The organism is Streptomyces sp. NPDC111606 (genome assembly GCF_055656945.1).
In genome coordinates this window covers 549663-566978 of the sequence record NZ_JBVKBY010000002.1, presented here as the reverse complement: position 1 = coordinate 566978, position 17316 = coordinate 549663, and the positions used below count along the sequence as shown (strand labels likewise).

Genomic DNA, 17316 nt, shown 5'->3' with positions numbered 1-17316 from the left:
ACTACATCGACCACGCCGACTTCAACGGCTCCGCCGGCTCCATCGGCTCCGCTGGCGCCACTGCTGAAGCCCGCGCTCAGGCGTGGCTGGCGGGATCTCAACACGGTGCAGTTCGGGATGACTCCGGCGCACGCTCTGACGCTGGGTCCGATGGACACGGCGACGGGCAGTTTCCTCGATCTGCTCAACGGCACTCGAGGGCTGGAGCTCCTGCGCGAAGAGGGCCGCCGCATGGACCTGCCGGACGGACATGTCGACGGGCTGGTGCGACGGCTGGCACGGGCGGGGCTCCTCGACGACGCGAAGGGAGGCGGGCCGGCCGGCGACGCCCTGCGGCGCAAGAAGGATGCCCTGGACCGGTTGCGCCCCGACCTGGCTTCCCTGTCCCTGACCACGTCCGAGCCGGGCGAGGCGATCGGCCGACTGGCCGCCCGCCGCTCACTGCGCGTACAGGTGAGGGGCGCCGGCCGGGTCGGCGCCATGGTGGCCTCGCTGCTCTCGGGCGCGGGGGTGGGCGAGGTCGACGTGCGCGACGTCGGCCGGGTCGAGCCGTGGGACGTCGCACCGGGCGGGCTGCCCGCGGAGACGGTCGGCGACCGCAGGGACGAGGCCGCCCGGCGGATCGCACGCCGCTGCGCACCGGACCGGCCACCGCGCCGGAGCTCCCAGTCACCTCACGGGCAGGACGGCGCCGGCCACTCCCTGGTGATCATCGCGCCCCGGGACGACGTAGCGGTGCACGCCCCCTCCCCGTCCGCCGCCGAACCCCTCATCGCTTCCGGTACGCCCCATCTGTTCGCCGGCGTGGTGGAAGGCACCGGCGTGGTTGGCCCACTGGTCCTGCCAGGTGAGACGGCCTGCGCCGGCTGTCTCCACGAGGGGCGCGCCGAGCGGGACCCGGCCTGGCCCCGCCTGGTCGCGCAGTGGCGCTCCGGCACGAGCCGGACACGCGACGTACGCCCTTGCGATCTCACGCTGGCCACCACGGTCGCCGGACTGACGGCCGCACACGCCCTAGCCTTTCTGGATGGACGGATCCCGTCGAGCGCCGGTGCACGCTGGGAGGTGTCCCTACCCGGTCTGAGCTGGCACGCACGGCCGGTGTGGGCGCACCACGCATGCCCGTGCGGCGCCACGGAGAAAGGTGAGGGAGAACACCCCTCCGAGGACGAGCAGTAGCGCGAGACAATGGCGGAGCAACGGCCGCCGAAGGAGTCACGCCGTGCGGCGGACTCGGAGTGGTCGGCTGGTACCTGGAGGGCGCATGTCTGATCTTCCCCGCAAGGCGGTCACCCGTACCGCCAAGCTCGCCGCGCTCCCGCTCGGCTTCGCCGGACGGGCGACCTGGGGACTGGGCAAGCGGATCGTCGGCGAGTCCGCGGAGATCGTCGGCCGTGAGCTGCAGCAGCGCACCGCCGAGCAGATGTTCAAGGTGCTCGGCGAGCTCAAGGGCGGCGCGATGAAGTTCGGGCAGGCCCTGTCCGTCTTCGAGTCGGCCCTGCCCGAAGAGATCGCCGGGCCCTACCGCGCCGCGCTCACCAAGCTGCAGGAAGCCGCGCCCCCGATGCCGACACGCACCGTGCACTCGGTGCTGGCGGAGCGGCTCGGCGAGGACTGGCAGGAGCTGTTCCTGGAGTTCGAGGACAAGCCCGCGGCTGCGGCCTCGATCGGCCAGGTGCACCGAGGTGTGTGGCACGACGGCCGCGAGGTGGCCGTCAAGGTGCAGTACCCCGGAGCCGGCGAGGCCCTGCTGTCCGATCTGAACCAACTGAGCCGTTTCGCTCGGCTCTTGGGCCCGCTGATTCCGGGCATGGACATCAAGCCCCTGATCGCGGAGCTGAAGGACCGGGTCTCCGAGGAACTGGACTACGGCCTGGAGGCGCAGGCCCAGCAGGCACACGCCGAGGAGTTCGCCGACGATCCTGATGTCGTCGTCCCTGCGGTGGTCCACCAGTGCGAGCAGATCCTGGTCACGGAGTGGATCGACGGGATCCCGCTCTCGGAGGTGATCTCCGACGGCACCGAGGAGCAACGCAACCGCGCCGGCCAGCTCCTTGCCCGCTTCCTCTTCTCCGGCCCGGCTCGCACCGGGCTCCTGCACGCCGACCCGCACCCGGGGAACTTCCGCCTCCTGCCGGGCGGCCCGGAGGGTGAGGACGACTGGCGGCTGGGCGTCCTGGACTTCGGCACGGTCGACCGGCTCCCGGGCGGTCTGCCGACCCCCATCGGCGACTCCCTGCGCATGACCCTGGACGGCGAGGCGGAGGCGGTCTACGAACTTTTCTGCGCCGAGGGCTTCGTCAAGGAGTCGATCGACCTTGACCCGAACGCCGTCCTCGACTACCTGCTGCCGATCATCGAACCGGCTCAGGTCGAGGAGTTCACCTTCACCCGCGGCTGGATGCGCAGTCAGGCCGGACGGGTGGCCGATCCCCGCTCGCCCGCCTACCAGCTGGCCAAGCAGCTCAACCTGCCACCGGCGTATCTCCTCATCCACCGGGTGACGTTGAGCACCATCGGCGTGCTGTGCCAGCTGGGAGCGACGGTGCGACTGCGCGAGGAGTTGGAGGACTGGCTTCCCGGATTCATGCCGGAGGAGCTGACGGACGAGGAGGCGGCGGCGGAGGCGTGAGCGGCCCTACCACCAGGCCGAGTCCAGCCGTCCCTCGATCGCTCTGAGGTTCTCCCGGGAGCAGGTGTCGCAGAAGTAGCGGCGGGTGCCGTTCTCCACGGAGCAGGTCCAGGTGGGTTGCGGGGCCTCGGCCCGGGTACCGCATAGGGCGCACACGAGGGGCTGGGGCTCCGTGGCGGAACCGCCGTTGTCACTGCCTCCGGGAAGACTCGTCACTCCGCGACGATATCGCCGCCGCCGGCTGATTCGCGGTCACAACGCACTGCGGGGGCCGGTCCCGTTCGCACGGAACCGGCCCCCGCGGGGACTACCGCCTCCCTGGTCGGGAGGCCACCGTCTGGCGGTGGAGTCGGTTACTGCATGACCGCCATGGCGAGCGCGCGGCGAGCACGCAGCGAGGCCCGTTCGGCCCGACGCTGCATGCGGCGAGCGGTCGCCAGGCGCACGGCCCGGCGTTCCTGCTCGGCCACGTACCGGCGCTCGTGCATATGCGCACGGGCCAGGGCTTCTTGGATGAGTTGCATCTCTCGGTTCCTGTTCTGACGCGAGTCGTTCGCGCCACTGGTGGTGAAGTCTTCAGGCGCGGAGCCTGCGAGCTCGTGGGTGGACGGCTTCATCGGGGCCTGCTTCTGGGGGTCGTGCGTGAAGGGACGGTCGATTGTTCCTGCGGTGTTCATGCCGTGACCGGGTTCTTGCGCGGGCGACCACGCGGCCGCTTCCGGGCGACGACAACACCCTGGACGAACAGCTCGCCACCCCAGACGCCCCAGGGCTCACGCCGCTCCTTGGCGCCGGCGAGGCAGGCCTCCATCAGCGGGCAGGTGCGGCAGAGGGACTTGGCGTACTCGACGTCCGCCGGCGACTCGGCGAAGAAGACCTCCGGGTCGTAGGAACGGCAGGGGACGGGCACGCCGAGGTTCTCGATGGCGTCGTCGAGCGCGGTGAGCGCAGTGAGCGGGATCAAGGTGGGGTCCTCCGTGAGGCCGGGCTTGGGGATCACGTCTGAAGGCGGTACGGACGGGGCGTGCGCTTCGAGTTGCACGGTTCGTCTTCCTCGTCTGGTCGTTCCGGCCCTGTTGGGCCGGGTGGCGGCTGGTACCGGGTCTTTCTTGTCCCGAGGCCCCTTCGCTCCGTCATCCCTGGTCGGGGACAAACAGAAGGGCCGCGGATCCCGGATGGGGTTCCGCGGCCCTGAAGGCGCCGGCCTGATCAACGATCAGGCTGGATCACTCCAGGGTTCTGGCCCACGGAAGGCCCACATCAGGTGGTGGTGCTTCGTCTGCTTCCGGAATCCGGCACCGGTCGCCGTAAAGGCATAGGCCTTGGCCTGTGCCACTACTGCCGCTTCCAGTGCCTTGGTCGGTCGCTCATTGCCCTCACGGACAGGGAGACCCGCGAGAGACAGGGCGGACGCCGGACGGGCGGCACGGATGCCGGACAGACCGGTGCCCTGGTTCGAGACGCCGAGCATGCACAGGGAAGCGACGACCGAGCGATCGGTCATTTTCACGCTGCTGATGGAACTGGTGTTGATGCTGATCACTGGACTCGCCTCCTCTCGGCGTCTAGGGGGACTGGGGTGAACCAGTCCGACGGGTATGCAAGTAGAACACGGAATTGGGGCCTCCGAGAAGGCCTCCGTTCCCGTGGCTAAGAACCTATGGGGATTGCTGGGGCATGCGCAAACTATTTTTTCGACGAGTTCGTGTCATTCCCCGTCGGAGCCCTCCCCAACCTCCTGGCCTGCACAGATGGCCAGCACATCGGCTCCGTAGCGCTCCAGCTTCCGCGTGAGAACTCCGGAGATGCGGGACAGCTCAACCGGACTGGCTGGCTCCGCCTCTGCGATGGCCATCAGGGTCCGGTCCGTGAAGACGCAGAAGTCCGGCTGCCCGCTGAGCCGGGCCTGGACCGCACGCCACTCGCGGAGTCGTTCGTAGAGGCCCTCGTCCATGTCCGAGGGACAGCCCTCGCAGCGCATCAGCTTCATCTCGCCGGCGTCGGTGAGGGTGCGCCCGCAGACACGGCAGCGGGCCGGGGAGCGCTGGGTGCGTCTCGGGGCGGCGTCCGGCTTGCTCGTGAAGCCGCGCTCGACGCCACCGGAACCGACGGCGGCGGTGCGTCCGGCGGTGGCGACCGAGCCGGGGCGCAGTCCGTCGAGGAAGCGGCTGGGACGGCGGTTCGGGCGGCCGCCGGGTGCGCGGGTGAGCGCCCAGGAGACATGGAGGTGCAGCCTGGCGCGAGTGACACCGACATAGAGGAGCCGGCGTTCCTCCTCGATCTGCTCGTCCGTCTTTGCGTAGGTGATCGGCATCATGCCCTCGGCGACGCCGACCAGGAAGACGACGTCCCACTCCAGGCCCTTGGCCGAGTGGAGGGAGGCGAGGGTGACGCCCTGGACGGTCGGTGCGTGCTGGGCGTTCGCCCGCTCGTCGAGCTCCGCGACGAGGTCGGCAAGGGTGGCGCCAGGTTTGGCGGCGGCGAAGTCGCGGGCGAGGTTCACCAAGGCGGCCAGCGACTCCCAGCGCTCTCTGACGGCGCCGGAGCCGGCCGGGGGCTCGGTCGTCCAGCCCTCGCCCGACAGCACGGCCCGTACCTGCGAGGGCAGGTCGACGGCGTCATCGAGGAGCGAGTCGTTGCCGCCGAAGCGGGCCGCGCCGCGCAGGGCGATGCCCGCCTTGCGCACCTCGGGGCGGTCGAAGAACCGCTCGGCACCCCGCAGCTGGTAGGGGACGCCCGCGTCGGCGAGGGCCTGCTCGTAGGTCTCGGACTGGGAGTTCGTACGGAACAGGATGGCGATCTCGCCCGCCGCAACACCGGAGTCCATGAGTTCCCGGATACGGCGGGCGGCGCCCTCGGCCTCGGCGGGCTCGTCGGTGTACTCCGTGTACACGGGCTCGGGGCCCGGGTCGCGCTGGGAGACCAGTTCCAGGCGGTGGTCGGCGGCGCGGCCCCGGGCCTGGGCGAGCACACCGTTGGCGAGGTGGACGACCTGGGGGGTGGAGCGGTAGTCGCGGACCAGCTTGACGACGGTGGCGCCGGGATGACGGGTGCGGAAGTCGAGCAGATGGTCGGGAGTTGCTCCCGTGAACGAGTAGATCGTCTGGCTGGCATCGCCGACCACGCACAGGTTGTCCCGGTCGCCGAGCCACAGCTCCAGCAGGCGCTGCTGGAGCGGGCTGACGTCCTGGTACTCGTCGACCACGAAGTGCTGGTACTGGGAGCGGACCTGGTCGGCGATGTCGTGCCGGTCCTGGAGGATGCCGACGGTGAGCAGCAGGACGTCCTCGAAGTCGATGACCGAGCGGTCCCGCTTGAGGTCCTCGTAGACGTTGTAGATCTGGGCGATCTCGGCCGGGTCGCGGGGGGCGTCGCGGCCCGCCTTGGCGATGGCCGGCGGATAGTCGGCGGGGACGGTCCGGGTGACCTTGGACCACTCGATCTCGGCGGTGACGTCCCGCAGCTCGTTGCGGTCGAGGCGGATGCGGCAGGCGGCGGCCGCGTCGGCGACGAGCTGGATCTTGCGGTCGACGAGCCGCGGCATGGAGCCACCGACCGCTTTCGGCCAGAAGTACTGGAGCTGGCGCAGGGCGGCCGAGTGGAACGTACGCGCCTGCACCCCGGCGGCGCCGAGCTGACGCAGTCGGCCGCGCATCTCTCCGGCGGCCCGGTTGGTAAAGGTGACGGCGAGCACGCTGGAGGGCTGGAGGATGCCCGCACGCACCCCGTAGGCGATGCGGTGGGTGATCGCCCGGGTCTTGCCCGTGCCGGCGCCCGCGAGCACGCACACCGGCCCGTGCAGGGCGGTGGCCACCTCGCGCTGCTCGGGGTCGAGCCCTTCGAGCACCGCATCGGCAGAGTCCGGTACCTGCGGGAAGAGGGTGGAGTGCGTTGCTGCTGTCACACGGCCATGCTGCCAGGTCGCCGGAGACGGCTGTGCCGGTTGTCCACAGGCAGGCACCGTTAGTCGTACTGATGCGGCAGGCGTCACGTGCCCGGCCATACCCCGGGCGGGAATGGCGCCGCTGTCGCGTACGTTCCCTCATCGGACGACCTGTTTCCCCGAGCCATCAGAGGAGCGCGCGAGACATGCAGGGCACTGTGACGATGTACAGCACCACGTGGTGCGGCTACTGCCAGCGGCTGAAGAAGCAGCTGGAGCGTGAGGGCATCGCGTACACCGAGATCAACATCGAGCAGGACCCGGACTCCGCGGCGTTCGTCGAGAAGGCGAATGGCGGGAATCAGACGGTACCTACTGTGCTGTTCGGGGATGGTTCGACGCTGACGAACCCGTCGCTGGCTCAGGTGAAGCAGAAGATCGGCGTGTGACCGACGCGCATCCAAGCGCATGAAGAGGGTGGCCGTCCCGGCTCGGGGCGGCCACCCTCTCTTTGCGCTCAGACGCTGCGGGTCGGCAGCGGCTTGCCGTACCAGAGCTCGATCAGACGGGCCGCGATCGAGATGCCGTACGGCGGCATGACCTCGCCGGATTCGAAGGCTGCGTGCAGTTCCTCGCGGGAGAACCAGCGGGCCTCGTGGATCTCGTCGCCGTCGACGTTGACCTCCGTGGAGGTGGCGCGGGCCATGAAGCCGAGCATGAGGCTGGAGGGGAAGGGCCAGGGCTGGCTGGCGACGTACTCGACCTGACCGACGCTGATACCAGCCTCCTCGTAGACCTCGCGGCGCACCGTCTGCTCGATGGACTCGCCCGGCTCGACGAATCCGGCGAGCGTGGAGAAGCGGCCCTCGGGCCAGTGGACCTGGCGGCCGAGCAGGATGCGGTCGTCCTCGTCGGTGACGGCCATGATCACTGCGGGGTCGGTGCGCGGGTAGTGCTCGGCGCCACACGCGGGGCAGCGGCGGATGTGGCCGGCCGCGGCGATCACGGTCCGCTCGCCGCAGCGGGAGCAGAAGCGGTGGGTGCGCTGCCAGTTCTCCAGGCCGACGGCGTGCACCATCAGGCCGGCGTCGCGCGGTGACAGCAGCAGGCCCGCCTCGCGCAGGCCGGCCGGACGGGCGGACTGGTCGATACGGCCGGGCAGTGCGTCCTTCTGAAGGGCGAAGTAGCTGACGCCGTCCTCGTCGATGCCGAGGAAGTAGCGGTGCGCCTCGGTGAGAGGGGCCTCGAAGGAGGGGGTCATGACGAGTTCGGTGCGGCCGTCCGCCGTCTCGTCGACGAGGACCTGACCGCCGGAGACCACGAAGCAGCGGGTCGTGGGGTGGCTCCATGCCGCCGCGAGCCAGGCCTCGTCGAGCCGGTGGTGGGCGGCGCGGTCGATGCCGCTCGGCGCGGTGAGCGAGATGGGGCGGTCGGCGGTGTGGTCGGTCGAAGTGGTCACGGGTGCTTCCAACTCCCCCAGTGGAACGGTGTGCTTCGGCGGGTGGATCGGCGGGACGTGCGACGGGAGGCGACCGGGTCCATCGGGGCTCGGCGGTGCGGGGCGGCTGTTTCAGTGTGCCCCGCGCGCGATGCCCGTCCGGACGGCCCAGGTGGGTCAGGGCGCATGACGCCAGTTCGCGGCCAGGTCGCCCCACAGGTAGGCGGTGGTCTCGACGCCTTTGAGCAGCAGATCGAGCTCGACCTTCTCGTTCGGGGCGTGCCAGCCGTCGGAGGGGACGGAGATGCCCAGGAAGAGCACGGGTGCGCCGAGGACGTCCTGGAGGTCGGCGGCGGGGCCCGAACCGCCTTCGCGGGTGAAGCGGACCGGGCCCTCGAAGGCGCGGCTCATGGCGCGTACGACGGACTGCAGGGCGGGGTGGTCCAGCGGCGTCAGGCACGGGCGCGTGGCCCCGCTGAACGTGATCTCGCAACGGATACCGGCGGGCACCTGAGCGTCGGCCCACGCGCGGACGGCCTTCTCGATGTGGTCGGGCTCCTGTCCCGCGACCAGCCGGAAGGAGAGCTTCACCATGGCGGAGGACGGGATGATCGTCTTGCTGCCGGGGCCCTGGTAGCCGCCACCGATGCCGTTGACCTCGGCGGTGGGGCGGGCCCAGACACGCTCCAGGGTGGTGTGCCCGGCCTCGCCCTGGGTGGCGTACGACTTGGCGGTGCGCAGCCACTGCTGCTCGTCGAAGGGCAGCTCGGCGAAGAGCTCGCGCTCGCGGTCGGTCAGTTCGACGATGCCGTCGTAGAAGCCGGGGATCGCCACGCGCGCGTGCTCGTCGTGCAGGGCGGCGACCAGGCGGGCGGCAGCGGTCGCCGGGTTGGGGACGGCGCCACCGAAGGAGCCGGAGTGGATGTCCTGGTCGGGGCCGTACAGCCGGATCTCGCACTCGGCCAGACCGCGCATGCCGGTGCACACGGTGGGGGTGTCCTCGGACCACATGCCGGTGTCGGACACGATCACGGCGTCGGCCGCGAGCCGCTCGGCGTTCTCCTCGACGAGAGCGCGGAAGTGCGGGGAGCCGGACTCCTCCTCGCCCTCGATCAGCAGCTTCAGGTGCACGGCCGGGGTGGTGCGGCCGGTGGTCGCGAGGTGGGCGCGGACGCCGAGGGTGTGGAAGAACACCTGGCCCTTGTCGTCGGCCGCCCCGCGCGCGTAGAGGCGTCCTTCTCGGACGACGGGCTCGAAGGGCTCGCTGTCCCAGCCGTCCTCAAGGGCGGCGGGCTGCACGTCATGGTGGCCGTAGACGAGGACCGTGGGAGCCTTCGGATCGTCGGAGGGCCACTCGGCGAAGACGGCTGGCGCGCCCGCCGTCGGCCAGACCTCGGCGATCGGGAAGCCGGTCTCCTTAAGCTTGGCGGCGAGCCAGTCAGCGCTGCGGCGTACGTCGGGAGCGTGGTCGGGCTGGGCCGACACGGACGGTATGCGCAGCCACTCGGCGAGGTCGTCGAGGAAGGCGGCGCGGTGCTGCTCGATGTACGTGCGGACAGCGCTGTCCGGGGTCTGGCTCATGGTCACGAGCCTATCGGCCCGCACCGACATCCTCGGTGGGCGGTTCCTCACACTCCGCCTCCGTGACCGGGTCCTCGGTCAGCAGCCGCTCCAGTGCCGTCCGGTCCGGCAGATCGTCCGGTCGTACGACCTCGCCGCTGCGGACGTAAAGGAACGAGGCGTTGACCGATCCCAGCGGCACGCCCTCCTGCTCGGCCCAGGCGAGCCGGTACAGGGCCAGCTGGAGCGGGTCGGCGGTGCGGGTCCGGTTGGTCTTCCAGTCGACGATCTCGTACGTCGCCCCGTCGCCGTCGCCCTCCTTGTAGACGGCGTCGATACGGCCTCTTACGACGCGCCCCGCGATCGCGACCTGGAAAGGGGCCTCGACCCGGTACGGCGTCCGGTGCGCGTACTCGGTGCGCTCGAAGGCGTCCTTGAGGGCCTCCAGGTCGCGCTCGTCGGCGATCTCGGCCTCGCTGCCGGGCAGGTCGTCCGGCTCCAGCATGGGCAGCGTGAGTTCTTCGAAGCGGGCCTCGACCCAGGCGTGGAATCGGGTGCCGCGGCGCGCGGCGGGTTGAGGCGGGCGCGGCATGGGGCGCGCGAGTTCCTGCGCGAACCCGTCCGGGTCGGCGGCCAGCCGCATCAGCTGGGACGCGGTCAGCGACGCGGGCAGGGGTACGTCGGTGACGCTCGCGCGGGCGCGCAGGAGCTCTCCGGTGAGGGCGTCGAGGTCGCGGTCCCAGGAAGCGAGGGTGCGGGTCTCCTCAGGGGTGAGGGGTTCCGGTTCCGTGAGACGGCGGCGTGCGGGTGGTCCGGCAGGGGGCTCCGGGGATGTCGCCTGGTGCGGGATGGTCGGGCGGCCGGTGGGCCAGGAATCACGGTTGCCGGGGTCCGCCTCGGACGACTGGTCGTCGGCAAAGGACTCGTCGCCAAAGGTCTCGTCGGCGAAGGGATCGTCCTCGTCGGGCACATCGTCCGCGAACGCGTCGTCGTCCGGCGGCGGAGGCCAGTCCGGATCGTCGTACGTGTCCGGGTCGTGCGCGACGGCGTGGCCGTCCTCGTGGAGGGTGAGGGTCTCCAGGTGGGCCAGGACCGTCTCGGCGGCGGCCCGGCGTCGGGCCAGGGCCGTCTCGTCGAGGGGCAGGGGCCACAGCTGGCCGGCGTCCTCCCGGTGCAGGGCCGGGTTCTCCTCGTCCTCGGCCGGCTCGTCGGCCCAGGCCTCGATCTCGCCGTACCCGGCCGCACAGTGGTCGTACAGAGCCTGCAGGAAGTCGGAGGGTCCGCGGGGTTTCTTCTGGCTGGGGCCCCACCAGTGGCCGGAGCCGATGAGCAGGGAGCGGGGGCGGGTGAAGGTGACGTAGCCGAGGCGGAGTTCCTCGGTGTGCTGGTGGTCCTTCATGGCCTCGTGGAAGGCCTTCAGGCCGCGGGAGTCCCAGGAGGCGACGTCCGGGAGCGTGTCGGTGTCGCCGCGCAGTTCGTGCGGGAGGACCTTGCCCTGCGCGGTCCACTTCTCGCGGCCCTGGGTGCTGGGGAAGGTGCCCGTGACCAGTCCGGGGACGGCGACGACGTCCCACTCCAGGCCCTTGGACTTGTGCGCGGTGAGCACCTTGACGGTGTTCTCGCCGCCCGGGAGGGCGTTGTCGAGCCCCTTCTCGTACTGGGCCGCGGTGCGAAGGAAGCCGAGGAAGGCGAGCAGGGACGCCTCATTGTCGCCGGCCGCGAAGGAGGCGGCGATGTCGAGGAAGTTGGACAAGGTCTCGCGGCGGCGGGCGGCCAGCGCATGCGGGGACGCCGACAGCTCCACTTCCAGGCCGGTGACGGCGAGGACGCGGTGGAGTACGTCCATCAGCGGGTCGGACAGGGAGCGGCGCAGGTCGCGCAGTTCGGTGGCCAGGCGCGCGAACCGCACGCGCGCGTCCGGCGAGAAGGGCAGCCCGTCGTCGTCACCGTGGCCGTCCATCGGCGTCTCAAGGAACGTGTCGAGGGCGTCCGCGAGCGAGATGACCTCGGCGGGGTCGACCCCTTCGACGGCCTCGGCTAGGCGGCGGTCCGGGTCGTCGTCGCCGTCCACGCGCGCGTGGGACACCAACCGCCGTGCGCGGCGCCCCAGGAGAGCGAGGTCGCGCGGGCCGATGCGCCAGCGCGGGCCGGTGAGAAGGCGGACCAGGGCGGCGTTGGCTCCGGGGTCCTGGAGTACCTCGCAGACGGCGACCAGGTCCGCGATTTCGGGCAGATGGAGCAGCCCGGACAGGCCGACCACCTCGACGGGGATGTCCCGGGCGACGAGCGCGGCCTGGATCTCGGCGAAGTCGGTCGCCGTGCGGCACAGGACGGCGATCTCGCCGGGTTCCTTGCCGGTGCGGACGAGATGCGCGACGGAGTCGGCGATCCAGTCGATCTCCTCCGCATGGGTGGGCAGGAGGGCGCAGCGAACCGTGCCGTCACGCTCGGCGCCCGGGGCCGGGCGCAGGGCCTCCACGCCCGCGTGCATGGCGCGCAGCGGCCCGGCGAGACCGTTGGCGAGGTCGAGGAGGCGGCCGCCGCTGCGGCGGTTCTCGCTGAGCGCCTGGCGGGCGGCGGGGCGGCCGTCGGCGTGCGCGAAGTGCTCGGGGAAATCGTCGAGGTTGGCGACGGAGGCGCCGCGCCAGCCGTAGATCGCCTGGCAGGGGTCGCCGACGGCGGTCACCGGGTGGCCGGTGCCGCCCCCGAACAGGCCCGCAAGGAGGACGCGTTGGGCGACGGACGTGTCCTGGTACTCGTCCAGGAGGACCACGCGGAACTCGTCGCGCAGGATGGGGCCCACCTCGGGGATCCCGGCGAGCTGTGCCGACAGGGCGATCTGGTCTCCGAAGTCGAGCAGGTCCCGCTCCCGCTTGGCCGCGCGGTAGCGGCGCACGAGGTCGGCCAGTTCCCGGCGGGCCGCGGCCGCCTCGGGGACCTTGCGCAGATCGGCGTTGGTGAGCCTGGCGCCTTGCATGGTGAGCAGCAGCCCGGCGTCGTACGCGCGCAGGGCTTCGGGCCGTACGAGGTGCTCGGCGAGTTCGGCGTCGAGGGTGAGGAGGTCGCTGACCAGGTCGGCGAAGGAGCGGGTGAGTGCCGGGTACGGGCCCGGGGCCTCGCGCAGCACGCGCGCGGCGAGTTGGTAGCGGGTGGCGTCGGCGAGCAGGCGGGACGTCGGTTCGAGGCCGATGCGCAGGCCGTGGTCGGTCAGCAGGCGGCCGGCGAAGGCGTGGTACGTCGAGATCACCGGTTCACCCGGCGGGTTGTCCGGGTCGATGACGTCGGGGTCGGTGACGCCGGCCTTGATGAGCGCCTTGCGGACGCGCTCGGCGAGTTCACCGGCGGCCTTGTTGGTGAAGGTCAGGCCGAGGACCTGTTCGGGGGCGACCTGGCCGGTGCCGACCAGCCACACCACGCGTGCCGCCATCACCGTCGTCTTGCCCGATCCGGCTCCGGCCACGATGACCTGCGGGGCGGGCGGCGCGGTGATGCAGGCCGTCTGCTCCGGAGTGAACGGGATGCCGAGGAGCTCCTTGAGCTGCTCGGGATCGGTGATACGGGCGGACACCTCAGAGAGGCTAGCGGCGGGCACTGACAGTCGATGCCGGATCAGCCTTCGGGCCGAAAGAAGCGCAGGTCAGCACGGGCGGTGCGATCGGTCACTTCAGCTACTGACGATGCGTTATTCGATCACGTGCCGTCCCTCGGGCCGCGCGCTGCACGACGCCCGGAACGCGCAGTGGGTGCAGTGCTGGCCCGCTGTGGGGGTGAACCGCTCGTCCAGGACCTTGCCCGCCGCCGTGGCCAGCAGGTCACCGACCCACTCCCCCTCCGCGCCTTCCAGGGGCTCCTGTCCCTGCACCTTGGGAAGCGTCTCGCCGCCGTCGCGCTTGGGGGCGCCCTGGCGCAGCTGGACGAGTTCGGCGCCGCCCGGCTCGGGGCGTACGCCGTCGAAGGCCTCGTCGACGGCGCCCTCGCTGACGGCGAGCTGATAGACGGCGAGCTGCGGGTGGCGGGCCACCTCGGCCGCGCTGGGGGCCTGCTTGCCGGTCTTGAAGTCGACCACGTAGGCACGCCCATCGCCGTCGGCCTCGACGCGGTCCATCTGGCCACGGATGCGCACCTCGAACTCGCCCGCGCCCAGGGTGACGTCGAAGTCGTGCTCGCTCGCCACCGGAGTTCGCCCCGCGCGGTCCATCACGTGCCACTTGAGGAAGCGTTCGAGCGCCACGCGCGCGTTGCCCTTCTCCTGCGCCGACTTCCAGGGCGCGTCGAAGGCGATCGCGTTCCACACGGAGTCGAGGCGCTCCATGAGGACGTCGAGGTCGGCCGGGGTGTGTCCGGAGGCGACCTCGTCGGCGAGAACATGCACCACGTTGCCGAAGCCCTGGGCGACCGTCGCGGGCGCGTCGGCCTTCACCTCGCGGCCCAGGAACCACTGCAGGGCGCAGGTGTTGGCGAGTTGGTCGAGGGCGCTTCCGGAGAGCACGACGGGCTGGTCGCGGTTGCGCAGCGGCACCTTGGACTCGGTCGGCTCGAACATGCCCCACCAGCGATAGGGGTGCGCGGCGGGGACCAGCGGGCGGCCGTCCTCGTCGGCGAGCGCGGCGAGTCGGGCCAGGCGGCGGGCGGCGGCCTCCCGGAGGGTGTCCGACGCGCGCGGGTCGACCGTTGTCGCCCGGAGTTCGGCGACGAGCGCGGCGACGGACAGCGGGCGGCGTGGGCGGCCGGTCACGTCTCTCGGTTCCACGCCGAGTTCGGTCAGGAAGCGGGAGGGCTGGTCGCCGTCGTCCGCCGGGGCCTTCACTGCGGTGACGACGAGGCGTTCACGCGCGCGTGTGGCGGCGACGTAGAACAGGCGGCGCTCCTCCGCCAACAGCGCGCCCGGGGTGAGCGGTTCGGCGAGTCCGTCACGGCCGATCCGGTCGGCCTCCAGGAGGGAGCCGCGCCGGCGCAGGTCCGGCCACAGGCCCTCCTGGACGCCCGCGACGACGACCAGGCGCCACTCGAGGCCCTTGGAGCGGTGCGCGGTCATCAGGCGCACGGCGTCGGGGCGTACGGCACGCCGCGTGAGGGTGTCTGCGGCGATGTCCTCGGCCTCGATCTCCTCCAGGAAGTTCAGGGCGCCCCGCCCGCCGGTGCGCTCCTCCGCGCGGGTCGCTGTCGCGAACAGTGCGCATACGGCGTCGAGGTCACGGTCGGCGTTGCGGCCGGCCGCGCCGCCGCGGCGGGCGGTCCGCTCCAGGCGCGTGGGCCACGGCGTGCCCTCCCACAGGTCCCACAGCGCCTCCTCGGCCGTACCGCCGCTCGCAAGGCGCTCACGGGCCTTGCGCAGCAGCGCGCCGAGGCGTTGGGCGCCCCGCGCGTACGCGGGGTCGTGCACGGCCAGGCGCTCCGGCTCGGCGAGCGCCCGCGCGAGCAGGTCGTCGGAGGGGCGCGGCAGGGGGTTTCCCGCGGCCCGCTCCTCGTCGCGCAGGGCCCGCCCGAGGCGGCGCAGGTCGGCGGCGTCCATGCCCGCGAGGGGCGAGGCGAGGAGGGTCAGGGCGGTCTCGGTGTCGAGCCAGGAGGTGGCGGCGTCGTCCGTGGAGTCGTCGCCGACGGCGTCGCCGTCCTGCGGCCCTGCGTCCTCACCCTCGGGTTCGCGCCGTACGCCCTCGTCGGCCGACTCTGGCGCCAGGGCCGCCTCGGCCGTGGCCACCGCCCGCAGTGCCGTCAGCAGTGGCGCCACCGCCGGCTCATGCCTCAGCGGCAGGTCGTCGCCGTCGATGTCGAGGGGCACTCCGGCCGCCGTGAGCGTCCGGCGCACGGTCGGGATCGTGCGCGACCCGGCACGCACCAGTACGGCCATCTCGCCCCACGGAACGCCGTCCTCCAGATGCGCCCTGCGCAGGATGTCGGCGACGTTGTCCAGCTCGGTGCCGGGCGTCGGGTACGTGAAGACCTCCACGCGGCCGCCCTCACGGACCGGCGCCAGCTCGCGGTGGGCGCGTACCTTCTCCGCCGGCAGGCGGGTCAGCGGCATGCGCTGGGTCAGCAGCCGGGTCGCGGCCAGCAGGGCGGCGCCGGAGCGGCGGGAGGTGCGCAGGACATCCACGCGCGCGGGGTGGCCGTCCGCGCGCGGGAAGGCGTGCGGGAACTCCAGGATGCCGTTCACGTCGGCGCCCCGGAAGGCGTAGATCGACTGGTCGGGGTCGCCGAAGGCCACGAGGGTCCGTCCGCCGCCGGCGAGGGCGTGCAGCAGCCGTACCTGGGCCGGATCGGTGTCCTGGTACTCGTCGACGTAGACGGCGTCGTACTGCGCGGCGAGCCGTTCGGCGGCCTCGGGGCGGCGGGCGAGGAGCACCGCGCGGTGGACGAGCTCGGCGTAGTCGAGCACGCCCTGCATGTCGAGCACGTCGAGGTACTCGGCGAGGAAGGACGCCGCGGCGCGCCAGTCGGGGCGGCCGATGCGGCGGGCGAAGGCGTCCAGGGCGTCCGGGCCGAGGCCCAGTTCTCGGCTGCGGGCGAGGACCGCGCGGACCTCGTCGGCGAAGCCTCGGGTGGTCAGGCAGGCGCGCAGCTCGTCCGGCCAGCGCACATGTGCGAGGCCGAGCCGCTCCAGGTCCGGCTGGCCCGCGAGCAGCTCCCGCACGGCCACGTCCTGCTCCGGGCCGGACAGCAGCCGCAGCGGCTCCACGAACAGATCGCTGTCCTGGTGGGTGCGGACCAGTGCGTAGCAGAACGAGTGGAACGTGGTCGCCTGGGGCGCACGCGCCGCCCCGATGCGCAGCGCCATGCGGTCGCGCAGCTCCACGGCGGCCTTGCGGCTGAAAGTCAGCACCAGGATGCGCTCGGGGTCCGAGCCGCGAGCGATGCGCTCCGCCACCGACTCGACGAGCGTGGTGGTCTTACCGGTGCCCGGACCTGCGAGAACGAGAAGCGGACCGCCGGCATGGTCAACCACGGCGCGCTGTGCGGCGTCAAGACGAGGGGGAGCCACTCGGACCGGCGGGGTACGCACCAGCCGGTAAGCGCCACGGGCCCCCTGTCGCACCTGGGGGTGCGACAGGCGCCTGGTGGAGAAAGAGGAGCTCACGTGGTTCGCCGGTCCTGGTGGGTGTGCTGGTGGGTCGCTCCTCGCGCGTGGAGGGCGGTGGCTGCGAGGTGAGGGCGACACGTGCAGCCGACGCTACGCCGCGGGGTGGCGCGGAAGCAGGGCTTCCGGTTCATCCCTCCGGCCACTCGTGGCACGTGCGTCCCTCGACTCACGAACGTACGTCATGCCACGGACGTGCCCCCTTTCCCCCGTACGGATCACAGGTCACACAGCGGGCCGTCCGATGGCGGAAGCTGTCAGGTGTGACCCTGTGCGCGTTCGCCGCCGTCCCAGCGCGCCCGTCTCATGTCGAGGCGCGGCATGTGGCCCTCGGCGGCCCTGCTCGCCTCCTTCAGCGGTGTGCTTTCCGCGCGGTAGTGCTCCAGCGCCCGCAGCTCGTGGCCGGGCAGCAGGGCCCCGTCCGCGCGGACCACCCGCCACCACGGAACGGCGCCCCCGTAGAGGGCCATCACTCGGCCGACCTGCCGGGGGCCGCCCTGCTCCAGCCACTCCGCGACGTCTCCGTACGTCATGACACGTCCGGGCGGAATCAGGTCGGCGACCTCGAGTACGCGCTCGGCGTACTCCGGCAGCGGGTCCACGTGCTCCGGGCGGGCCCGGTCGTACTCCGCGCGGGTGTCGTCCGGAAGGCTCTCCTCGCTCATCCGGCCCATCCTGCCGCACCCCACCGACAATGTGACGCGCTCGCCACTGTGCGTATGCCTCGC

The 17316-nt window shown here is 71.9% G+C and carries 12 protein-coding genes and 1 pseudogene; 3 read left to right on the top strand and 10 right to left on the bottom strand.

Features of this window, described 5'->3' with window-relative positions; genetic code table 11:
• Window positions 1–51: 51 nt before the first annotated feature.
• A pseudogene (locus tag ACZ7M7_RS10400) lies at window positions 52–1272 on the top strand (ThiF family adenylyltransferase).
• Window positions 1265–2632, top strand: a complete 1368-nt coding sequence (locus ACZ7M7_RS10395; RefSeq protein ID WP_472114762.1) for an ABC1 kinase family protein — start codon at window positions 1265–1267, stop codon at window positions 2630–2632. The pseudogene ACZ7M7_RS10400 and the gene ACZ7M7_RS10395 overlap by 8 nt, the downstream one beginning before the upstream one ends.
• Window positions 2633–2638: 6 nt before the next feature.
• Here the strand turns inward: ACZ7M7_RS10395 and ACZ7M7_RS10390 are convergent, their stop codons facing one another.
• From ACZ7M7_RS10390 to ACZ7M7_RS10370, 5 genes are all read right to left on the bottom strand, one after another.
• Window positions 2639–2848 (bottom strand): hypothetical protein, encoded by a 210-nt coding sequence (locus ACZ7M7_RS10390; protein WP_383603047.1) that lies wholly within the window; start codon window positions 2846–2848, stop codon window positions 2639–2641.
• 137 nt (window positions 2849–2985) lie between these two features.
• On the bottom strand, window positions 2986–3309 hold the full coding sequence (locus ACZ7M7_RS10385; RefSeq protein WP_383603051.1) for a hypothetical protein: 324 nt from the start codon (window positions 3307–3309) through the stop codon (window positions 2986–2988).
• Window positions 3306–3674, bottom strand: a complete 369-nt coding sequence (locus tag ACZ7M7_RS10380) for a WhiB family transcriptional regulator (protein WP_383603054.1) — start codon at window positions 3672–3674, stop codon at window positions 3306–3308. Before ACZ7M7_RS10380 ends, ACZ7M7_RS10385 begins: the two co-directional genes overlap by 4 nt.
• Window positions 3675–3848: 174 nt before the next feature.
• Entirely contained in the window at window positions 3849–4175 is a 327-nt protein-coding gene (locus ACZ7M7_RS10375; protein WP_383603057.1) for a hypothetical protein, read from the bottom strand.
• A 165-nt stretch (window positions 4176–4340) separates the two neighbouring features.
• Window positions 4341–6536 (bottom strand): ATP-dependent DNA helicase UvrD2, encoded by a 2196-nt coding sequence (locus tag ACZ7M7_RS10370; RefSeq protein ID WP_472114757.1) that lies wholly within the window; start codon window positions 6534–6536, stop codon window positions 4341–4343.
• A 185-nt stretch (window positions 6537–6721) separates the two neighbouring features.
• On the opposite strand from ACZ7M7_RS10370, the gene ACZ7M7_RS10365 reads away from it, so the two are divergent.
• Window positions 6722–6964, top strand: coding sequence for a mycoredoxin (locus tag ACZ7M7_RS10365; protein ID WP_383603062.1), 243 nt, complete (start codon window positions 6722–6724; stop codon window positions 6962–6964).
• A gap of 68 nt (window positions 6965–7032) precedes the next feature.
• On the opposite strand, the gene nudC is transcribed toward ACZ7M7_RS10365, so the two are convergent.
• The 5 genes from nudC to ACZ7M7_RS10340 all read right to left on the bottom strand — a co-directional run bounded on the left by nudC (window position 7033) and on the right by ACZ7M7_RS10340 (window position 17253).
• Entirely contained in the window at window positions 7033–7974 is a 942-nt protein-coding gene (gene nudC / locus ACZ7M7_RS10360; protein WP_383603065.1) for an NAD(+) diphosphatase, read from the bottom strand.
• A 156-nt stretch (window positions 7975–8130) separates the two neighbouring features.
• On the bottom strand, window positions 8131–9534 hold the full coding sequence (locus ACZ7M7_RS10355) for a dipeptidase (protein ID WP_472114754.1): 1404 nt from the start codon (window positions 9532–9534) through the stop codon (window positions 8131–8133).
• 10 nt (window positions 9535–9544) lie between these two features.
• Entirely contained in the window at window positions 9545–13081 is a 3537-nt protein-coding gene (locus tag ACZ7M7_RS10350; protein ID WP_472114751.1) for a UvrD-helicase domain-containing protein, read from the bottom strand.
• A 114-nt stretch (window positions 13082–13195) separates the two neighbouring features.
• Window positions 13196–16588 (bottom strand): ATP-dependent helicase, encoded by a 3393-nt coding sequence (locus tag ACZ7M7_RS10345; RefSeq protein WP_472114748.1) that lies wholly within the window; start codon window positions 16586–16588, stop codon window positions 13196–13198.
• A 257-nt stretch (window positions 16589–16845) separates the two neighbouring features.
• Window positions 16846–17253 (bottom strand): MGMT family protein, encoded by a 408-nt coding sequence (locus ACZ7M7_RS10340; protein WP_472114745.1) that lies wholly within the window; start codon window positions 17251–17253, stop codon window positions 16846–16848.
• Window positions 17254–17316: the final 63 nt, after the last annotated feature.